Raw genomic sequence first — 19850 nt, 5'->3', positions numbered from 1 at the left:
TTCCTATTTCTATGTATAAGCATCAGTGATTTAGGAGTTAGGTACGGCAAGCCTGACTTTCAAGGTTTAGCGCAAACTGTTTTTTTACGAACGTCAGCTTGTTGTAGCGGTTTTATGGGCGTGTGCGCTGCGGTGCGTGAGGGCATTTACTGCTATCTACCGTCAGAAAAATGCAGTTGGGCGAATGCAGGCGCGTCTTTACCAAATCTTGACGGTTGTCGCGTTGAGTGCGGGCTGTCGGCACATTATAGTGTCAGCAATTTAAGATCCAGGGTGAAGGAAATACAAAATGGCTTGGCAGAAAAAAACAATGTTCATCGTTGCCTCGGTGTTGGTGGCAGCAGCAAGCGCTTATTGGTTTTGGCCAAAAACTGCAGAGGCCCCGGCTGCAGAGGCTGGGCAACGACCCACTAGTCCTTGGGCAATGCCGGTGCCGGTGCGCGTTGTTGAAGCTGCATTGGCTGACTTACGTGTGCAAGTAAAAGCCATTGGTACGGTGACGCCGCTCAATACGGTGATTGTACAAAGTCGCGTAAGTGGGCCATTAACTCAACTGCATTTTAATGAAGGCGATAAAGTGACCGCGGGTCAGCTATTAGCGGAAATTGATACGGCCGATTATCAAATTCAATTTGCCCAAGCTCAAGGGCAGTTAGAGCAAAACACCGCGCAATTGAAAAATGCGAAGATGGATTTAGATCTGTATAGCAAATTACGCGAACAAAGCTCTATTTCTGCGCAGCAATATAATACGCAACAGGCATTGGTCGCGCAATTAGAAGGCAGCCGCAAGAGTATTCAAGCGCAGTTAGATGCGGCGAAGTTACAGTTATCCTATACCAAAATTCATGCTCCTATTACCGGGCGTTTAGGCTTACGCCGGGTTGATGTGGGTAACCTGGTGCAAGCGAATAGTGCCGAAGGGCTGGTTACCATTACCCAAAGCTCGCCAATTACGGTGGTATTCGCCATTCCTGAAAGCCAGCTGCAACAAGTTCGTAATGCCTTTCGCAGTGGGCAGGTGTTAACCGTAGAAGCTTGGGATCGCGCAGAGCAGCAGCTGCTGAGTCAAGGCGTGCTAACCACTTTAGATAACCAAATTGATGCAACAACGGGCACGCTACGCTTAAAAGCCGAGTTTAAAAATGAACAAGAAGAGCTGTTTCCAAATCAGTTTGTTAATGTGCGTTTAAATGTTTCGGTGCAACAAGGGGCTATTACGATCCCGCAAGATGCGGTGCAATATGGCTCGGCCGGAACCTATATTTACACCATTGAGCAAAATCGTGCACAAATTCGTCAAGTTACCCTAGGGGCGGTCGATAATGGCAAAGTGGCCATCACCGCAGGTTTACAGCCGGGTACGCCGGTGGTGCTGGAAGGCTTGGATCGTTTACGGCCAGGTCGTGCGGTTGAAGTGATAGAAAATGATGGCTCGGTTAAAGAAGCAAAACCCGTAACGGAGCAACCAAGAAGACGTCCGCAGAGGGCGCAATAATGAACCTTTCCAGCCCGTTTATTCTTAGACCGGTTGCTACCTCGCTGTTAATGCTAGCCATTTTAATTGCTGGCGTGCTCAGTTGGCGGCAGCTGCCGGTAGCAGCATTGCCTCAGGTTGATTATCCGATCATCCAAGTATTTAGTTTTAACCCGGGCGCTAGCCCAGACATTATGACGCGAACCATTACCGCGCCGCTTGAGCGGCGCTTGGGGCAAATTCCTGGTTTAAAACAAATGTCGTCTAGCAGCTCGGCTGGCGCGTCGGTTATTACCCTGCAGTTTGCTTTAGTGGTGGATATGGGCGTTGCCGAGCAAGAAGTCCAGGCGGCGATTAATACTGCTTCCTCGTTATTGCCATCGGATATGCCGACACCGCCGATTTACCGCAAAGTGAATCCAGCTGATGCACCTATCTTAACCTTAGCCATTACCTCGGCAACCTTACGTTTACCGCAAGTCTATGATTTAGTGGATACGCGTATGGCACAAAAGTTAGCGCAATTACCGGGCGTCGGTATGGTTAGCCTCGCCGGCGGACAGCGCCCTGCCATCCGGGTTAAAGCCAATCCTGCGGCATTAGCCAATATGAACTTGAGCCTAGAAAATTTGCGTCAAGCTATTGCTGCAGCCAATACCAATCAACCGAAAGGCAGCTTTGACGGCCCGTTTCGCTCAACCTTATTAGATGCGAATGATCAAATTAACGACACCGCTGAATACGAGAACCTGATCATCGCTTGGCGCGATAATTCGCCGGTGCGTTTACGTGATGTCGCCAGTATTGAACAAGGCGCTGAAGATCGCTTTTTAGCCGCGTGGGCCAATGAGCAACCGGCGGTGTTACTGAATATTCAGCGTCAACCGGGGGCTAACGTCATTGAAGTCGCCGATCGTGTGCGGCAACTCTTGCCGCAATTAACCGCGACCTTACCTGCCGCAGTTGATGTGATGGTGTTAACCGATCGAACGCAAAGCATTCGAGCGTCGGTACGCGATGTGCAAAAAGAACTGGTTTTTGCTGTGTTTTTGGTGATTTTAGTGACCTTTGTGTTTCTGCGTACCATACCGGCAACCATCATTCCTAGCTTAGCTGTGCCGCTGTCGTTAATTGGTACTTTCGCGGTCATGTTGTGGTTAGATTTTTCAGTGAACAACCTGACGTTAATGGCACTGACCATTGCCACCGGCTTTGTGGTCGATGATGCCATCGTGATGCTGGAGAACATTGCGCGCCACCGTGAAGAAGGCGCTTCGCCGCTGGAAGCGGCACTAAAAGGCGCGAAAGAAATTGGTTTTACCCTGATTTCATTGACCTTCTCTCTAATAGCGGTGCTGATCCCTCTATTGTTTATGGCCGATGTAGTGGGGCGCTTATTCTTTGAATTTGCCGTGACCTTAGCGGTGGCCATTATGATTTCGCTAGTGGTGTCGCTCACTTTAACGCCGATGCTCTGTGCGCGTTTGCTAACCAAAATGCCAGCGCATGATAACCCGAATGATTTAATGCAGCGGGTGATCCAGCGTTATGGTCGTGGTTTGCAATGGGTGTTGCGCCATCAACGGCTGGCGCTGGCAAGTTTAGCCGCTACCGTGGCGTTAACCGTGGGCTTGTATATGGCGGTGCCCAAAGGGTTCTTCCCGGTGCAAGATAGTGGTGTCATTCAAGTGATCACCGAAGCGCCACAGGATGTTTCTTTTCAAGCGATGGCACTGCGTCAGCAAGCTTTAGCCGAAAATATGCTGCAACACCCAGATGTCGCTAGCTTATCGTCGTTTATTGGTGTCGATGGCAGTAATAGCAGTATTAACAGCGGTCGTATTTTACTGAACTTAACGTCGCACAATGAGCGCTCGCAATCTGCCGTAGAAATTATCCGTGAGCTGGAGCAGCAAGTGTTAGATGTCCCCGGGATTAAAGGCTGGTTTCAGCCGGTGCAGGAACTGAGTATTGAAGATCGGGTTAGCCGCACGCAATATCAGTTTACGCTTAGTACACCTGATTACGAGACCCTTAGCCAGTGGCTTCCCGAGCTGGTTGAGGCTTTACAGCAACAACCTGAGCTCTCTGAGGTGGCGCACGATCTGCAGCAGCAAGGCTTACAAGCCTATATTGATATTGACCGCAATGCCGCTGCGCAATTGGGGTTAACGGTGTCACAAATTAGCTCAGTGTTGCAAAGTGCTTATAGTCAGCGGCAAATCGCCACCTTGTTTACGCAAAGTAATCAATATCGGGTGGTGTTAGAAGTTGACCCTGCACAGGTGCAAGGGGTGGACGCGCTTGATAAGTTGTATTTAACCAATAGCCGAGGCGACTCAGTACCCCTAGCGGCAGTAGCGAAGGTGAGTCAGCGACCTACCCGTTTGCTGATTAACCAGCAAGGGCAGTTCCCGGCCGTGACCTTATCTTTTAACTTAGCCCAAGGGTATTCACTCGGTCAGGCGGTAGCCGCGATCGAGCAAGTGCAGCAACAACTGCAACTGCCCGCTGAAGTTGAGCTGAGTTTCCAAGGTGCAGCAGAGGCCTTCCGTTCTTCTTTGGATAACACGCTATGGTTAATTCTTGCGGCTATTATCACCATGTATATCGTGCTGGGGATCTTGTATGAAAGCTTAATCCATCCCGTGACCATCTTATCAACCTTACCTTCTGCCACCGTCGGTGCCTTATTGGCGTTACTGTTAACAGGGCAGCCGCTCGATTTGATTGCCGTTATCGGTATCGTGTTGTTGATAGGTTTGGTTAAAAAGAACGGCATTATGATGGTCGATTTTGCGTTAGACGCGCAGCGTAATCGCGGCATGACTCCAGCCGAAGCCATTTATCAGGCTGCTTTACTGCGTTTTAGGCCGATCTTAATGACCACCTTGGCAGCTTTGTTTGGTGCCATCCCGCTGATGCTTGCCAGTGGTTCAGGCGCAGAGCTGCGCCAGCCATTAGGTTTAGTGATGGTGGGGGGGTTATTGGTTAGTCAGGTATTAACCCTCTTTACCACGCCGGTTGTGTATTTATGGTTTGACCGCCTGTTTGGTCAACGCCAAATTAAACAAAACGCTGAGGTAGCACCGCTATGAATTTGGCGCAGCCTTTTATTCAGCGGCCGGTGGCCAGTGCGTTAATCGCGACGGCGATCTTGTTAATGGGCTTGTTGAGCTGGCGCTTGCTACCTGTGTCTCCATTACCGGCTATCGACTTTCCGATGATCGTGGTCACGGCCAACTTACCTGGTGCCAGCCCCGACAGCATGGCGGCTACGGTTGCGACGCCGTTAGAGCGCGCATTAGGCAGCATTTCAGGCATTCGCCGTATCAGTTCGTCAAGTAGTCAGGGCGCTACGCAAATTCGTTTAGAATTTGAGTTAGATCGTAATGTGGATGCCGCGGCCCGTGAAGTACAGGCGGCCATTAACGCCTCGCGTGGCCAGTTACCCGCTGGGATGCCTGGCAATCCGGTTTATCGGAAGTTTAACCCATCGCAAGCGCCGATTATGGCGTTAGCTTTGAGCTCTAGTCATTTGGCGGGCAGCACGCTGTATGACAATGCTTCAACGGTGTTGGCGCAAAAGTTGGCGCAAATTACAGGGGTGGGTGAAGTCGAGGTCACGGGCTCGTCGCTACCGGCGGTGCGGGTGCAACTGAACCCCGGTATGCTGGCGCATTATGGAGTGGCGTTAGATGAAGTGCGCAGCGCCATTAATACGGTTAATGCCTCAGTACCCTTAGGCGTATTAGAAACGGATAGCCATCGCTGGCAATTGGCCACCAGTGAAACCTTGCGCCGTGCGGCGGATTATCAAGATTTAATTGTTAAATATACCGATGGCGCGCCGATCCGTTTATCTGACGTAGCCATTGTTAGTGACTCGACGGAAAACCGCTACAGTTCGGGCTTTCATAACGATAAAGACGCGGTGATTTTAATGGTCAGTCGGCGCAACGGTGCCAATATAGTCGAAACCGTTGATGCTATTTACAACGAACTGCCTTTATTGCAAGCCTTAACGCCAGCCGGTGCCGATTTAGCGGTGGTGATGGATCGCAGCCCGGTGATCCGTGCCACGCTTGCAGAAGCACAATGGAGTTTAACGCTGGCCGTTATTTTGGTGGTGTTGGTTGTTTGGGCTTTTTTAGGCAATTTTCGCAGCGCGTTAATCCCCAGTGTGGCGATCCCAGTGTCATTAATTGGTGCTTTTACCGCAATGTATTTGTTTGGTTTTTCATTGAATAACTTATCGGTGATGGCGCTGATCGTCGCTGCTGGTTTAGTGGTCGATGATGCCATTGTGGTCGTCGAGAATATTCGTCGCCATCTTGAACGCGGTTTAGCGCCGTTACAAGCCGCAAGGCAAGGCGTAGCTGAAGTGGGCTTTACCTTGTTAGCGATGAATTTGGCACTGATTGTGATTTTCCTGTCTATTTTGTTTATGGGGGGCTTAGTTGAGCGGTTATTCCGTGAGTTCTCTATTACGTTAGTGGCGGCGATGGTGATTTCATTACTTATTTCGCTGACCTTAACGCCCAGTATGTCAGCATTATTGTTGCGTAAACCCATTAAGCAACAGGCCACCTCCGGTTTCTTTTGGCGTTTGCAGCAAGGATATCGGTACAGTATTGATGTTTGCTTACGGCATTATCGCTGGTTATTGCTGTTATTAGTGTTGTTATTTGCCGCCAGCGCTTGGTTATATGACAAGGTGCCATCGGGTTTATTACCAGAGCAAGATACTGGCCAGTTGAATGGGTTTGTTCGCGGCGATGATGGTGCGTCGTATCAAATGATGCAGCCAAAAATCGAAGCCTTTCGCCAGTATGTCTTGCAAGATCCTGCCGTGGCTGACTTAATCGGCTCAGCCGGGGGAGATCGCGGTGTCAGTAATTCGCAAATGCGCGTGCGGTTAAAGCCGCTTGCAGAGCGCCAAGTGTCGGCTCGCGCTGTGGTGGATCGGCTTCGAGCCAATGCGCCAAAAGTGCCTGGCGGCATTTTGTTTATGAATGTCGATCAAGATATTCGTTTATCCTCACCCTTCAGTCGCAGTGACTATGAAGTGCAGTTGTTATCAGATGATTTAGATTTACTGCGAAAATGGGGCAAGGTTGTCGGCGAAAAACTGCAAGAAGTCCCTGGGTTAGTCGATGTTGATACCCCCGGCGGTGAAGATGCACAGCAAATTGAGTTAACCATTGATCGCGAAGCGGCGCAGCGGCTCGGCGTGGATATGCGCACGGTGGCCACGGTGCTGAATAACTCCTTTTCGCAACGACAAGTCGCGACCTTGTATGATCAACAAAACCAGTACCGCATTGTGATGGAGCTGTTACCCGGTTATACCGCTCAGCCCGAAGTGTTGCAGCAGTTACAGGTAATTACCAATGATGGTCGCCGTGTTCCTTTAGCGGCTATCGCCAGCTATCAGTATGGTTTAGTTAATGACCGGGTGCAGCATGAAGGACAATTTGCCTCGGTAAATATTGGTTATGGTCTAGAAGAAGGCACCACTATGGAGCAAGCCTCTATAGCGATTGAGCAAGCTATGGCAGAAGTGATGTTGCCCGGGGCTATCGTGGTGGTCAGTGGTGAAAACCAGCGCAATGCTATTTTTAAAAGTAGCGATCAAACCTGGTTGGTGATTGCGGTGGTTGTGGCGGTGTATCTGTTGTTAGGCATTTTGTATGAGAGTTTGCTACAACCGATCACGATTTTGTCTACCTTGCCTTGTGCTGGCTTAGGTGCCCTGCTAGCGCTGTATTTAACTAATAGCGATTTTAGTTTAATTGCCCTGTTAGGGCTGTTTTTGCTGATCGGTATTGTAATGAAAAACGCCATTTTGCTGGTCGACTTTGCATTGGCCGCCGAGCGCAATCAAGGTTTGGCACCGATCGAGGCGATTGCGTTAGCGGCGCAGCAGCGGTTACGGCCAATCTTAATGACCAATTTCGCCGCTTTATTAGGTGCGGTGCCGTTATTATTAGGGGTTGGTGAGGGGTCTGAGTTGCGACAACCACTGGGCATCACCATCGTGGGCGGCTTATTAGTCAGTCAATTATTGACCTTGTACACCACGCCTGCGGTGTACTTGTTGTTGAGCAAGTTTCGCCGTGCACCGCGTGCTGAAAGCGCTTCGCCATCTGCAGAGGTGTCGCTGAAATAACTTAGCAAGTTTCAACGTTAAAACGACAACATAACTAGGGCTTGTTGACGTTTGCTGTTTAGATTTTGTTCGTTTGGCGATGTTTTGATCGCGAAACGAGGAGTGTAATTTAGTTATTCTAAATAAACGACGAGAGAAGCTACCGCGTCCTGCTCTCGCCCCTGACCTACATCCATGTAGGCCACAAAGAGCAAAGCATCGCCAGACGAACCCTTCGGGCAGCGTGTGGCTGGCATTTCTACTGCGTTATCGCTTGTTTATGTAGAATAACTACACGGCACAAGCTCTGCCTTGTATAAATACCAGCCACTCAGCTGCAAAAACAACCAGCAAACGTCAACAAGCCCTAGATCGCGCAGCAGCATAAAGCGCGGCCATGACATGACGAGTGTTAGTTGGTTACCCGATAGCACTCGTCCAATTGGCTAAAACCAAAGCCGGTATTTTTCTTCACCCGCAGTTGGGTGGGAATACGCTCTTTCATCGCTTCTATATGGCTTATCACGCCAATCATTTTACCGGTAGCATTGAGGTTATCCAGCGCATCTAAGGCGATATCCAGCGTTTGTGCATCTAAGGTACCAAAGCCTTCGTCTAAAAATAACGAGTCGATGCTGGTTTTATGGCTGACCAGATCCGATAGCGCTAAGGCCAAGGCTAGGCTGACTAAAAAGCTTTCACCGCCCGACAGCGTTTTCGTATCGCGTTCGCTATCGCCTTGCCAGGTATCTTGCACGGTTAACGACAAGCCGGCTTGTTCTTTTCGTTTCAGTAAATAACGACCATGCAGTTGTCGCAGCTGATTATTCGCCAAATACACCAGATTATCCAGCGTCAGGCCTTGTGCAAAACGGCGGAATTTATCGCCACTGGCCGAACCAATCAGCGTATGCAGCTGGGTGATTTCATCATAGCGTTGTTGCTGCGTGTTAATGTCAACTAATAAACTTTGCTGCCGCTCTCGTAATTGTTGCTGCTGATTCAACTGCTCTTTTAGCTGACCTAAGCGTGACAACAGTTCGGTTTGCTGTTGGCTAAGTTGTTGTCGAGTTGCAGCCACCTCGGTCGCACTGACTTTTTGCCACGCCGAGGCTTGCTCATGTTCGAGCAGTGCTTGTAATTGCTCGTTAGCTTTTTGCAATAAGGTATTAGCGCTTTGCCACGTTTCTTCAAGTTGCTGCTTTTTACTTTGTAAGTGGCTGCGCTCTGCTTCGGGTAATAAGGCGGCAAGAAAAGCGGCTTCATGAGCAAAAGGGCTAAGCTGCAGGCTATTTTGCCAAGCGGTACTTTGCTCATTAAGCTGTTGTTGCAGCTGTTGCTGGCGCTGCTGTAAGTTGTTTAGCACACTGCTGAGTTCGGTATGGCGCTGTTCCACTTGGCGATATTGCTGTTGCTGTTGTTGCCATAACTGCTGAGCGTGCTGCAGTTGTTGCTGCAGCGTGTGCCGTGCTTGGCTGACGACTTGCTCGCCAAATAAGCTGTGCCGTTGCGCTTTTAGCACTTGCAACTGCGTGGTTTGGCGCTTTGCGACGTGTTCAGTTTGTTGTAGTTCCGTGCTCAGTGTACTGATTTGCTGCTGTAGAGCCTGTTGTGCCGCCGTGCTGCTGGCTAAGTTTTGTTGTCCTTGCTGCTGTTGTTGTAGTGTCTGTTGATACCGCTTTGCATCTTGCTGTTTTTGCTCTAGCCAAGTAGGTAGCTGCTGCAGTGTGCCCTGATAGCCTTGGGCGCTAAGCTGACTTTGTAGCTGCTGCTGTTGCTGCTGTTGGTCGTGTTGTAGCGCCGTTTGTTGTTGTGCTAATTGGCCTTGACGCTGTTGCAGATTAAGGTGTTGTTGTTGCAGTAAATTGAGCTGGTGTGCTTTTTGGGCTTGCACTTGCTGCTGTTCGATCAGGCTTTGTTGTGCCTGAGTGACCGCTTTTTCAGCCTGGCGTAAAGCCGTTAATTGCGCATTGGTCAGCGCTAATTGTTGCTGTAAGCTTTGGCTTAACTGTGGCAAGGCTTGCGAATCGTTTATTTCTAACGTGACGTCCAGTGCCACGCAGTGCTGCTGCCATTGCTGCTGCGTTGCGCTAATGAGTTCGGCCAATTTACTGAGGCGAGGTGCTTGTGCAGCCAGCTCTGCCGTGCATTTATCTAAGGCTTCGCGGCTTTGTTGACCCGCCAATAAAGTATGTTCTGCTTGTTGCTGCGCCTGTTGCAACCGCGCTTGCGTATCGGGCAGATCTAATGGGATCGCCGCGGCAGGGTGTTCGCTGGCACCGCACAGTGGGCAAGCTTCGCCGGCAACAAGCTGTTGGCGATAGTACGCTAGCTGTTCTTCTTGACTAATCAGTTGCTGCAAATCGTCGATTTGTACTTTATGCCGTTGATATTCATCTAAAAGCTTGGCGCGCGCGCTAGTCAGCTGCTGCTGTTGAGTGTGTAATTGTTGCTGCGTTGCTTGTAACTGCTGCTGCTCTTGAGTGGCCTGCCAATACTGTTGCTGGCAATTTTCTGCTTGATGCAACCTCGGCCAGCGCAACGTAAGCTGTTGCAGTTGTTGCTGTAAGGTGGCTTCATCAGCTTGTTGTAACAGATGTTGCCATTCGTTTTGCCGTTGCAAGTGCTGCTGTTGCTGGGCTTGTAGGGCCTTATCATGTTGCTGCAAGGTGTGTTGTTGTGCTTGTAAGCTGCTTTGCAGTGCTGTGCTTTCTCGCTCAATTTTCTGCTGCTCAGTGGCTAATTGATTCAGCTGCACTTGGCTTTTTTCAAGCTGGCCAAGCGCCTGTTGCCAACTGCTAAGATAACGATTGATCTCGGCATCGGTCTGATGCTCTGTCAGGTAACGTGCGGTAGTGGTGAGTTGTTGTTGCAGCAGTTGCAGCTTTTGCTGCAGCTGGCGGTCATCCGCTTGCATTTGTTGTAATTTTTGCTGCAGACTATCTAAACGCTGTTGCTGGGCGCTTTGTTGTTGCGCTAGGCCGTCGATTTGATGATCTAACGGCACCACCTGCTCATTGAGCAAGGTTTCTTGCTGCTGATTTTGCTGTTTAGTGTGCTCTAAAGCCTGCTCGGCGTGTTCAAGCTGACTGCGCTGCTTAGCTAAATCTGCGATGGTAAGCTGTTGCTGCTGCTCTGTTTTAACCAGTTCACTAATTAATGCCTGTAAATCATCACGACTCTTTTGTAATAAGCTAAAGGGGGTGCGTAAGCGCTCAGCCGGTTCATTTTGGCTAAGCTTAGCCAGATCCGCTGCTGCATCGTGCAGTGCTTGTTGCGCCTGTTGGGCGCGGTTGGCTTCGAGTTGCTGCTGCTGTGTAGCCTGCTGCTGTTGCTCCCACCATTGTTGATGTTGCTGCCAAGCGCTCAGTTGCTCGTTCAGTAAGACTTGCTGGGTGCTGACCTGTTGCTGTTCTTGCTCAATGGCCGTTAGCTCATCAGCGCTTAACAGCTGAAATCCCGCTAATTTGGCCTGTAATTCTCGTAAATCTTGTTTGGCTTGGGTGTAGTCATCATGCACACGCTTCGAGATCAAACCGTAGATTTCTGTGCCGGTAAGCTCTTCTAACAACTCGGCGCGCTCACTTTCATTGGCATTTAGAAAAGCGGCAAAATCGCCTTGTGATAACAGCATGGATTTGGTGAAACGCGCAAAATCTAAACCTGTGATGCGTTCAATTTCTTCGTTTTTAGGTCGCACCTGATTGGCTAACACTTTGCCGCTTTGCACTTCAGCCAGCTCGACATCGGCTGGCTGTAAATTGCCGTCGGCTTGGCCACGAGCTCGGCGCATACTCCAAAAGGCGCGATAAGCAATGCCTTTTACTTCAAACTCCACTTCTGCGATCGACTCGGCACTGCCGCGTGTCATAATTTCATTGGAAGTTTGGCTAATCGGGCCTAAACGGGGTGTTTGATGGTAAAGGGCTAAACAAATCGCATCTAATAAGGTTGTTTTTCCGGCGCCGGTTGGCCCGGTGATCGCAAATAGCCCATTTTCGGCAAAAGGCGATTGGGTAAAATCGAGCTTCCATTCACCTTTTAATGAGTTGAGGTTTTTCAGCCGTAAAGTCAGAATTTTCATCGGCTCTGCTCCTGCTGCACGGCGGACAGTACCGCTAAAAAGCGTTGCTGCAGTTGCTGTTGCCGCTCAGTATCTTCAATAGATTCAATTGCTAAGCGCTTAGCGAATACTTGCTCAGGTGTCAGCTCGGCCAAGGTTTCTTTTTGCTGCTGTATTAACGCTTGGCTAGGCGCAGCGCGTTGTCGGCGTACCAACAATACCTCGACAGGCAAGCCTTCGCACAGTTGTTGTACGCGCTGCTGTAAATCAGATAAATAATCTTGGGTGGCAATTTCCAAACAGAGCCAAACGGGCTTACTGTGCTGTTGTTGTGCAATGGCGGCCAGTTGCACGGCCAGAGTGTCAAGATCTCCCTTAATCACCTGCATGGGTTGAAACAGCGGTACATCAATACAGCGAATCTGTTGGCGCTCGCGGCCGTTAAACTCCACCAGCACCACTTGTTTGGTTGTACCCAGCTCGTCAAAGCTCAAGGGTAATGGCGAGCCGCTATAGCGAATATGTTCGGTTTTCGCCACGCGCTGCGGCCTGTGAATATGCCCCAGCGCAATATAATCGGCCGGTGGGAAACCCTCTGCGGCAAAACCCTCTAAGGTGCCGATATAAATCTCGCGTACACTCTCGCTTTTACTGACGCCAAGCGCCGTTAAATGGCCCGTGGCAACAATGGGAATGTTTAGTTGCTGCTCTTGCCGTTGTTGTTCGGCGAGTTGAAATAGGTGTTGGTAATGCTCGGCAATGGCATTGGCGAGTGCTTGGCGCTTTTGCTGGCCGGTGTCGCCGGCTTGGCTTTGCAGCACATCTTTAGCTCGAATAAACGGCACCGCACACAGCAAAGCGCCCGGTTGACCTTGTTTATCGTTAAGTAGAATCACTTGTTGTTCAACAGGCAATTCGGTACTGGCTACCACATAGGTATTTAAACAGGCGAGTAATTGTCGCGATTCATTAAGTACCGCAACCGAGTCATGATTCCCGCCTAACACCACCAGCGTACATTGGCGTTGTTGCAGTTGCACAACAAACTCGTTGTAAAGCTCTCGCGCATAGCTGGCCGGAGTGGCGGTATCAAATACATCACCGGCGATAATCACCGCGTCAATCTGTTCGCGACTGATTAGGGCCAGTAGCCACTGGATAAAAGCGTGGTGCTCATCTTTACGAGTTTTAGTAAAAAAACTTTGGCCTAAATGCCAATCGGAGGTGTGCAGGATTTTCAACCAGGCGTCCTTTGCAAGTTAAACGTGTCGCCGAGTTGCTAGCATGTGTTTAAGCGTGCGGCGACTGATTCAGTAGCAGCTGCCGAAATTGCTCAGCGGGTACGGCTTGACTAAAATAATAGCCTTGATAGTAATCACAGGCCATCTCTTTTAGCAAGGCCAACTGCTCGGCTGTTTCAACGCCTTCAGCCAATACATCAAAATGTAGCGTATGCGCTAACTCAATGATCGCTTTACTGATTTGTCGGTCATCGTCATTGTCGGTGATGTTATCAATAAAGCTGCGATCGACTTTAAGAATATCCAGTGGCAAGCGTTGTAAATAGGCTAAGGACGAATAGCCTGTGCCAAAGTCGTCAATGGCAAGGCGAATACCGGTAGCACGTAATTGTTGCATCGTGCGAATAGCGGCATCTTTGTTGTGCATTAACGCAGTTTCTGTGACTTCTAACTCAAGTAAATGGGCGGGGAAGCCAGTAGCGAGCAGGGTAGAGATCACTTGTTGCTCGAAGTCACCTTTACTAAATTGATGCGCCGAGACATTCACCGCTAACTTCACTTGAGGTAAGCCTTCCTCTAACCATTGTTTGCCTAAGAGGCAGGCTTGCTCTAACACAAAATGGCCAATGGTATGAATTAACCCGCAGTTTTCCGCCACGGGAATAAAAAGCTCTGGTGAAATAAAGCCTTGCTCGGCATCTTGCCAGCGGATCAGTAATTCTGCGCCGATGATTTGACCGCTTTGAATAGCTACTTGCGGCTGAAAGTAACATTGTAATTGTTGATGACTAATCGCCAGGCGCAACTTAGTTTCCAGTTGCAAGCGTTGCCGTGCTGTCGAAGTCAGTTGGCTGCTGAAAAAGCTGTATGTGCTGCGACCTTCCGCTTTGGCTTTGTACAGTGCCGCGTCAGCACCTTGCAATAATGATTCAGCGTTATTGTGATGCTCAGGGTACAAACTAATGCCAATAGACGCGGTTATAGTGACGTCAATTCGTTCAGTTAAATTTGCCGGTTGTTGTAAGGCTTGCAGCAGTTCTAAAGCAAAGCGGGCGGCATCTTCTGTGTGGGGTAAGTGCTCGATCAGAATCGCAAACTCGTCGCCCCCTAGACGCGCCAAGCTATCGGTGTCTCGACAGAAAATTTTAAGTTTTTCACTGACGTTTTTTAACAGTAAATTGCCGACACTGTGGCCATACGAATCGTTGATGGTTTTAAAATTGTCTAAGTCGATTATCAATACGGCTAATTGCAGCTTTTCGCGCCGGGCAACCTTAATGGCTTGTTCTAAACGACCCGTAAAAAATTGGCGATTGGGTAAGTGCGTAAGGGGATCGTACTCTGCTAAAAAAGCTAATTGCGCTTCTTGTTGCTTGCGTTCAGTCAAATCGATATCTATGCAGTAAATGCGCGGTTTATTATCCGGGTCGAAGATCACCGCGTGTGACGAGTATACGCTGACCAGACTGCCATCTTTGCGTTGTAGCTGTAACTCCTCTGCTGGCAGGGGGTGGCCAGAATGTGTCATTGCTTGAATAGCGGCTTTTACATCGTTATGCATTGGCTGGGGAATAATTAAATCCAGTAAGTTACGGCCAAGCGCTTCTTGTTTGCTATAGCCATACACTAACTCGCTGCCTTTATTCCAGTAAAGCGTTACGCCATGTTCGTCATATCCCTGTACCGAGATATTGGGCATGCTGTCGAGTAAGGTGCGAAAGCGTTGTTCGCTTTCTTGCAGTTGATGTTGTGCGTGTTTTATCGCAGAAATATCCTGCACGACCGAGATAAAATAAGCCGATAGATGCTGTTGTGGCGGTAATAAAGCGACAGATAAACGTACCCATAAAGTGTGGTTATTTTTAGTGATGTAGCGTTTTTCAATGGAAAATTGCTTGATGTCATTGGCTAAAATCTTTTCTCGCAAACCTTGGTCAAGTAATAAGTCATCAGGGTGCGTGATGTGTTGAAACGTCATGCTTCTTAATTCGTCAGCGCTGTATTCCAGCATACGGCACAGTTCTTGATTAACCTTAATGAATTGCCCATTAACGTCGACATAGGCAATACCGGTTGCAGCATAGTCAAACGCCATATGACTCAGGCGTTGTGATTCGGTCAGCGCCATTTCAAATTGCAGTCGCTGCTTTAACAATACCCAGGCGAGGATGGCGGTCAGCAGCACATAGACAAACCCTTTATAAGTTTGATAACGGGTGAGTAAAACCGGATCGCTAACGATGGACGCTAAAAATACATCGCTAAACTCGATCCAAAGCAAGCCCAATAGCAAATAGATCGCTGCCCCCAAGATAGGGTAGTAAGGCAGTTTGCTCAGTTTGGATGCCCTTGGATTCATGTTAATTCCATATTTTCAGCGATAAACAGCGTCTGTGTTATGACTAAGATAAGTGCTAAGCATAGTTGAACTTGTTGGTATTCGAAACGAGCAGGGGGGCAAATAGCGGTTTTTGTTGCGAATTAAGGTAAATAAAGCACACAGCGGCACGAAGCCGCTGTGTAATAGGTGTACTTAGAACGCGTAAACCAAGGTTAAAGAGGTTTGCGTGTCGGTACTCTTTTTATCGGCAGTGACATCAGAGTCATTTTGTACTAAAAAGGCGGCTTTCATCTGCATAGCACCATTCACTCTGGCACTGAGTGCGGTTTCAGCGATAGTCCGCGTATTTTCGTTACTGATTTCAACGCTGAGTGTTTGTGAAAAAGAGGCAGATTCACTGATGGTCCATTTAAATTCCGCAGCACCACGGGCCAGCAAGCCATTTTCTGTTTCGTCAGTAGATCGGCGGGCGTTGTAATAACCCGGACCGATTTCTACATCCAGCGTCTGGTTTTCCAGATCCATTAAACGGGTACCGTAACCGGCGGCGATGGTGGTGTATTTAGTGTAAGCACCAAATTTATCATCGGTATACGAACCTAACACAAACAAATTATCGTGTTCATCACCGATTTTGTAAGCCCCTTTCGCGGATACCAGATAGCGTTGCGCTGACCGTTCTTTCTCTCTGTTGCCATCAGCATCGACTTTTTCATCTTCTTTAAAGAACGCGCTGAAAATATACTGATTGCTCCATTCTTCCAGCTCTTGTCTGGCATCAATTTTACCGGTAATAGACGTACCTGCTGTATTACCTGTAGTGGTAATGGCGCCAAGCTCTGCTGAGGTTTTCCACACTTTTTGCTCTTCCTCTGGCGCTTGAGCTTGCGCGGCACCCGCAAATAAGACACTTAACGTTGCGGCTACAGTGAATAGTTTCATGTTTACTCCTTTGTTTCTTGTTTAAGATGAACGTCCATTTGCGGGAAGGGAATACCAATACCGTGTTCATCAAAGGTCAATTTTACTTTTTCAAGCGTATCCCAATACACACCCCAGTAATCAGCACTATTCACCCAAGGGCGCACAATAATGTTAACTGAAGAGTCGGCTAACTCAGAGACACGGATGTTGGGCGCAGGCTCAGCCAAAACACGCTCATCATTTTTGATGATGTCTTGCAGTAGGTTTTTCGCTTTTAATAAATCAGCGTCATAGCTGATACCGATCACTAAGTCGACACGGCGCGTGGCCTCAGCAGAAAAGTTCGTGATATGACTACCGGTGATTTTGGCATTAGGTACGATGACGCGTTTGTTATCTGGCGTTTTCATGGTGGTTTGGAAGATTTCAATTTTATCTACAGTACCGGAAATACCACCGGCATCAATAAAGTCACCCGATTTAAATGGGCGGAAAAGAATTATCAACACGCCAGAGGCAAAGTTAGCCAGAGAACCTTGTAATGCTAAACCAATCGCTAAACCGGCAGCACCTAAAATAGCGATAAACGAAGTAGTTTGCACGCCAACTTGCGACAGTGCCATCAAGGTTGTGGCAATAATTAAAACGGCATACACAATGCTGCTTAAGAAGGAAACAACGGCCTTATCAATACTGCGTGATAACAAGCCTTTTTCAATTAATCGTTTGATACCGCGAGCAATAATACGGCCTACATAAAAGATGAAGATAGCAGCAACAAGCTGTATGAAATATCCGAGTAAAACCTCATGGTTTTGTTGGAATAACTCGTTGATTTGTTCCATGTAACACTCCTTTGAATTTTTTAGCAGGGTGTGTGATGAGGTTTCTAAACTATGCGTGTTGCTGACGGTAAATCCGGAAACCTCAGCAAACGTTGGTGATCATACCATAAAGCCTTGTACCCTTAGATGACAAATTACAAAAAAGAGCTTGGAGCCATGCGAGGTTTTTGGTTAAAATAGCCACTTCAGCGGTGATTGTAGCTCAGTTGGTAGAGCCCCGGATTGTGATTCCGGTTGTCGTGGGTTCGAGCCCCATCAGTCACCCCACTTATTTTCCTGCCTTTGTGATTACCTTACTTTCTCAGTGTTGCCCAGCTATACTGCAGTTTAATTAGCACGCCAATGGTTCCTTGTGGTATGGATTTATCTCAATTACAACAGCAACTCAGCCAACCTAACTTAGCACCAGTTGAAAGCTGGGATCCGCCATTTTGTGGTGATTTGCCGTTGTTAATTACTGCCGATGGCCAGTGGTTATATCAAGATAGTCCTATTCAAAGACCGGCCTTAGTGCGTTTATTCGCGTCGGTTTTACTCAAGCAGGATAACGACTATTTTCTACAAACACCTGCTGAAAAAGTCCGCATCCAGGTGGCAGACGTGCCTTTTTTAGTAACGCAAAGTCATTGGCAACAGGCTGTCTCAGGCCCAGAGTTATGGCTAACCACTAACATTGAAGATGCTGTGCCACTCAGTGCGGCTTATCCTTTACAGATCCAATATTATGCTGGGCAGCAATTACCTTACTTGCAGTTGTGGCGAGGGTTATCCGCCAGATTACATCGCAATTTATATTATCAATTATTGCAAGAAGCCAAGATGGTCACTCAGGGCAAGCACACCCGTTGGCTGATTAACAGTGGCGGTGTTGATTTTGTGTTAGCTGAACTGGCGAATAGCGACGAGTTGAGCGGTTAATCGCATATTCTGGCTAGATACCGCAAGCGCATTGCTTGGTTTGGCCCGGCAGCCCATAGTTTCAATAACAGGGCAACAAGCTAATAATATTAAGAGGATAATAACCATGATAAGACTCTCTCTACTGGCACTGGCGACACTTTGTGCTATGCCATCGGCCTTACAGGCGGCAACAACCTATATTCACGCTGGTAAATTGATTACTGCCGAAGATAAACAGCCTTTAACAACACAAACCATCATTGTCGTAGACGATAAAATTAGCGCCATCGTTGCCGGTTACCAACAGCCCGGTGCGGAAGCGACTGTGGTGGATTTACGCAATCACACGGTTATGCCGGGTTTGATGGATATGCATACACATTTTTCAACGCAATTAAGTGCAACCTCTTACAGCGATTGGAGCCGGTTGAATGAAGCCGATTTTGCGCTTCGCGGCGCGGCGTTTGCTGAAAAAACCTTAATGGCCGGGTTTACAACAGTACGTGAGTTGGGCGATAGCCATCAGGTAAGTATTGCGCTGCGCAAAGCAATTGCTCAAGGTTACGTTAAAGGGCCGCGTATTTTTGCTGCAGGTAAATCATTAGCCACCACCGGTGGACACGCTGATCCTACCAACGGTTTAGCCAATGCGTTATTGGGCAACCCAGGCCCTACTGATGGGGTGCTAAATGGCCCGGTTCAAGCCCAGCAAGCGGTTCGTCAGCGTTATAAAGAAGGCTCAGATCTGATTAAAATCACCGCAACCGGTGGGGTATTAAGTGTGGCAAAAAGTGGCATGAACCCTCAATTTACCGTTGAAGAGTTAGCTGCTGTGGTGCAAACCGCGAAAGATTACGGCATGAAAGTCGCTGTGCATGCTCATGGTAAAGAAGGGATGGAGCGAGCGATTATTGCTGGGGTGGATTCGATTGAGCATGGTACTTACATGGATAAAGACACCATTGCCCTGATGAAAAAACACGGTACCTATTATGTGCCGACGATCAGTGCCGGTAAATGGGTGCAAAATAAAGCGCAAATCGACGGTTTCTTCCCTGAAATTGTTCGGCCTAAAGCCGCCACCATCGGGCCACTCATTCAGCAAACTTTTGCTCGGGCCTATAAAGCTGGGGTGAATATTGCCTTTGGTACTGATGCGGGTGTCGGCGCGCATGGCGATAATTGGCTAGAGTTTGTTTATATGACCGAAGCTGGTATGCCGGCGTTAACGGCGATTCATAGTGCAACGATTGAAGGCGCAAAATTACTTGGCGTTGAGCAAGAGCTTGGCTCGATTAAAGCTGGTAAGATTGCCGATATCATTGCTGTTGCAGGCGATCCGCTGCAGGATATGAAGCTGATGAAAAACGTCAGTTTTGTGATGAAAGCAGGGCAAGTATATAAGCAGTAATCAGTAAATTGCAGCAGGCTTAGGCCTGCTGAAATCTTGCTAATAATTTGCTAACGTCAGCTTCAATCTCGCTTTTAAGGTCGATTTCTGCTTGTTGGCGAATTTTATCTTGTTGCTTCGTAAGCTTTTTATCTTGCTCTTTCCGAGCTTGATGTGTCGGCATATCACGAACCACTAAATACATCTTATGCAAAGCCGGATAGTGCACAACGGGATCCGGCTTATCTTCCTCGGGCCAATGATCGAGTAGCACCCAAAGGCGTAATGCGCCCTCGGAAAACTCGCATTGTTGCTCCAGCATTGCTCGGCTAATCAACACGATACTTTCATGCAGGTAGCGTTTTTTCTCTTGCTGTTTCTGCTCGAGTTGCTGTTGCTCGAGTTGTTGGCGCTGGGTTTGTAACTTGACCTGCCACAATAGCTTACCGGCATAAAAAGCCAGTACGGCAATAATGCCCACACCTAACACCAACATACTTGCCCATAATAACGTCACG

The 19850-nt window shown here is 48.5% G+C and carries 11 protein-coding genes and 1 tRNA gene; 6 read left to right on the top strand and 6 right to left on the bottom strand.

Translation table 11 applies throughout. The features are described 5' to 3' along the window. The first annotated feature begins 289 nt into the window (after positions 1–289). The 3 genes from JAO78_RS06565 to JAO78_RS06555 are packed head-to-tail and all read left to right on the top strand — an operon-like array spanning position 290 to position 7649. Entirely contained in the window at positions 290–1498 is a 1209-nt protein-coding gene (locus JAO78_RS06565; RefSeq protein WP_226750566.1) for an efflux RND transporter periplasmic adaptor subunit, read from the top strand. After that, positions 1498–4575: a multidrug efflux RND transporter permease subunit gene (locus tag JAO78_RS06560; RefSeq protein ID WP_226750565.1), complete on the top strand. Its 3078-nt coding sequence runs from the start codon at positions 1498–1500 to the stop codon at positions 4573–4575. Before JAO78_RS06565 ends, JAO78_RS06560 begins: the two co-directional genes overlap by 1 nt. Then, the gene (locus tag JAO78_RS06555; protein WP_226750564.1) at positions 4572–7649 is read left to right on the top strand and encodes an efflux RND transporter permease subunit; all 3078 of its coding nucleotides are present in this window, start codon (positions 4572–4574) and stop codon (positions 7647–7649) included. The genes JAO78_RS06560 and JAO78_RS06555 overlap by 4 nt, the downstream gene beginning before the upstream one ends. 391 nt (positions 7650–8040) lie before the next feature. On the opposite strand, the gene JAO78_RS06550 is transcribed toward JAO78_RS06555, so the two are convergent. From JAO78_RS06550 to JAO78_RS06530, 5 genes are all read right to left on the bottom strand, one after another. Continuing rightward, positions 8041–11712, bottom strand: coding sequence for an SbcC/MukB-like Walker B domain-containing protein (locus tag JAO78_RS06550; protein WP_226750563.1), 3672 nt, complete (start codon positions 11710–11712; stop codon positions 8041–8043). Further along, positions 11709–12932 carry an exonuclease subunit SbcD gene (gene sbcD / locus JAO78_RS06545; protein WP_226750562.1) on the bottom strand — a complete coding sequence of 408 codons (1224 nt, stop codon included), beginning with the start codon at positions 12930–12932 and terminating at the stop codon, positions 11709–11711. The genes JAO78_RS06550 and sbcD overlap by 4 nt, the downstream gene beginning before the upstream one ends. Before the next feature lie 49 nt (positions 12933–12981). After that, the gene (locus JAO78_RS06540) at positions 12982–15291 is read right to left on the bottom strand and encodes a sensor domain-containing protein (protein WP_226750561.1); all 2310 of its coding nucleotides are present in this window, start codon (positions 15289–15291) and stop codon (positions 12982–12984) included. 174 nt (positions 15292–15465) lie between these two features. Further along, positions 15466–16215, bottom strand: a complete 750-nt coding sequence (locus JAO78_RS06535) for a DUF481 domain-containing protein (RefSeq protein WP_226750560.1) — start codon at positions 16213–16215, stop codon at positions 15466–15468. 2 nt (positions 16216–16217) lie between these two features. Continuing rightward, positions 16218–17042 carry a mechanosensitive ion channel domain-containing protein gene (locus JAO78_RS06530; RefSeq protein WP_226750559.1) on the bottom strand — a complete coding sequence of 275 codons (825 nt, stop codon included), beginning with the start codon at positions 17040–17042 and terminating at the stop codon, positions 16218–16220. Positions 17043–17233: 191 nt separating this feature from the next. Between JAO78_RS06530 and JAO78_RS06525 the strand changes: the two genes are divergently transcribed. From JAO78_RS06525 to JAO78_RS06515, 3 genes are all read left to right on the top strand, one after another. Next, positions 17234–17309, top strand: a tRNA-His gene (locus JAO78_RS06525). 90 nt (positions 17310–17399) lie between these two features. Beyond that, positions 17400–17960, top strand: coding sequence for a DUF1285 domain-containing protein (locus tag JAO78_RS06520; RefSeq protein WP_226750558.1), 561 nt, complete (start codon positions 17400–17402; stop codon positions 17958–17960). 106 nt (positions 17961–18066) lie between these two features. Then, positions 18067–19353 carry a metal-dependent hydrolase family protein gene (locus JAO78_RS06515; protein ID WP_226750557.1) on the top strand — a complete coding sequence of 429 codons (1287 nt, stop codon included), beginning with the start codon at positions 18067–18069 and terminating at the stop codon, positions 19351–19353. 19 nt (positions 19354–19372) lie between these two features. On the opposite strand, the gene JAO78_RS06510 is transcribed toward JAO78_RS06515, so the two are convergent. Next, positions 19373–19849 carry a DUF2489 domain-containing protein gene (locus JAO78_RS06510; RefSeq protein WP_226750556.1) on the bottom strand — a complete coding sequence of 159 codons (477 nt, stop codon included), beginning with the start codon at positions 19847–19849 and terminating at the stop codon, positions 19373–19375. Between the last annotated feature and the right edge of the window lies 1 nt (position 19850).

Source organism: Alishewanella maricola (assembly GCF_016343785.1).
GTDB lineage: Bacteria > Pseudomonadota > Gammaproteobacteria > Enterobacterales > Alteromonadaceae > Alishewanella > Alishewanella maricola.
The sequence above is the reverse complement of the archived record's forward strand: the minus strand, read 5'-3'. Positions and strand labels throughout refer to the sequence as shown.

Coding starts and splice junctions, on each gene's coding strand:
- JAO78_RS06565 (WP_226750566.1), top strand. CDS start 290: ATGGCTTGGCAGAAAAAAACAATGTTCATCGTTGCCTCGGTGTTGGTG.
- JAO78_RS06560 (WP_226750565.1), top strand. CDS start 1,498: ATGAACCTTTCCAGCCCGTTTATTCTTAGACCGGTTGCTACCTCGCTG.
- JAO78_RS06555 (WP_226750564.1), top strand. CDS start 4,572: ATGAATTTGGCGCAGCCTTTTATTCAGCGGCCGGTGGCCAGTGCGTTA.
- JAO78_RS06550 (WP_226750563.1), bottom strand. CDS start 11,712: ATGAAAATTCTGACTTTACGGCTGAAAAACCTCAACTCATTAAAAGGT.
- JAO78_RS06540 (WP_226750561.1), bottom strand. CDS start 15,291: ATGAATCCAAGGGCATCCAAACTGAGCAAACTGCCTTACTACCCTATC.
- JAO78_RS06535 (WP_226750560.1), bottom strand. CDS start 16,215: ATGAAACTATTCACTGTAGCCGCAACGTTAAGTGTCTTATTTGCGGGT.
- JAO78_RS06530 (WP_226750559.1), bottom strand. CDS start 17,042: ATGGAACAAATCAACGAGTTATTCCAACAAAACCATGAGGTTTTACTC.
- JAO78_RS06520 (WP_226750558.1), top strand. CDS start 17,400: ATGGATTTATCTCAATTACAACAGCAACTCAGCCAACCTAACTTAGCA.
- JAO78_RS06515 (WP_226750557.1), top strand. CDS start 18,067: ATGATAAGACTCTCTCTACTGGCACTGGCGACACTTTGTGCTATGCCA.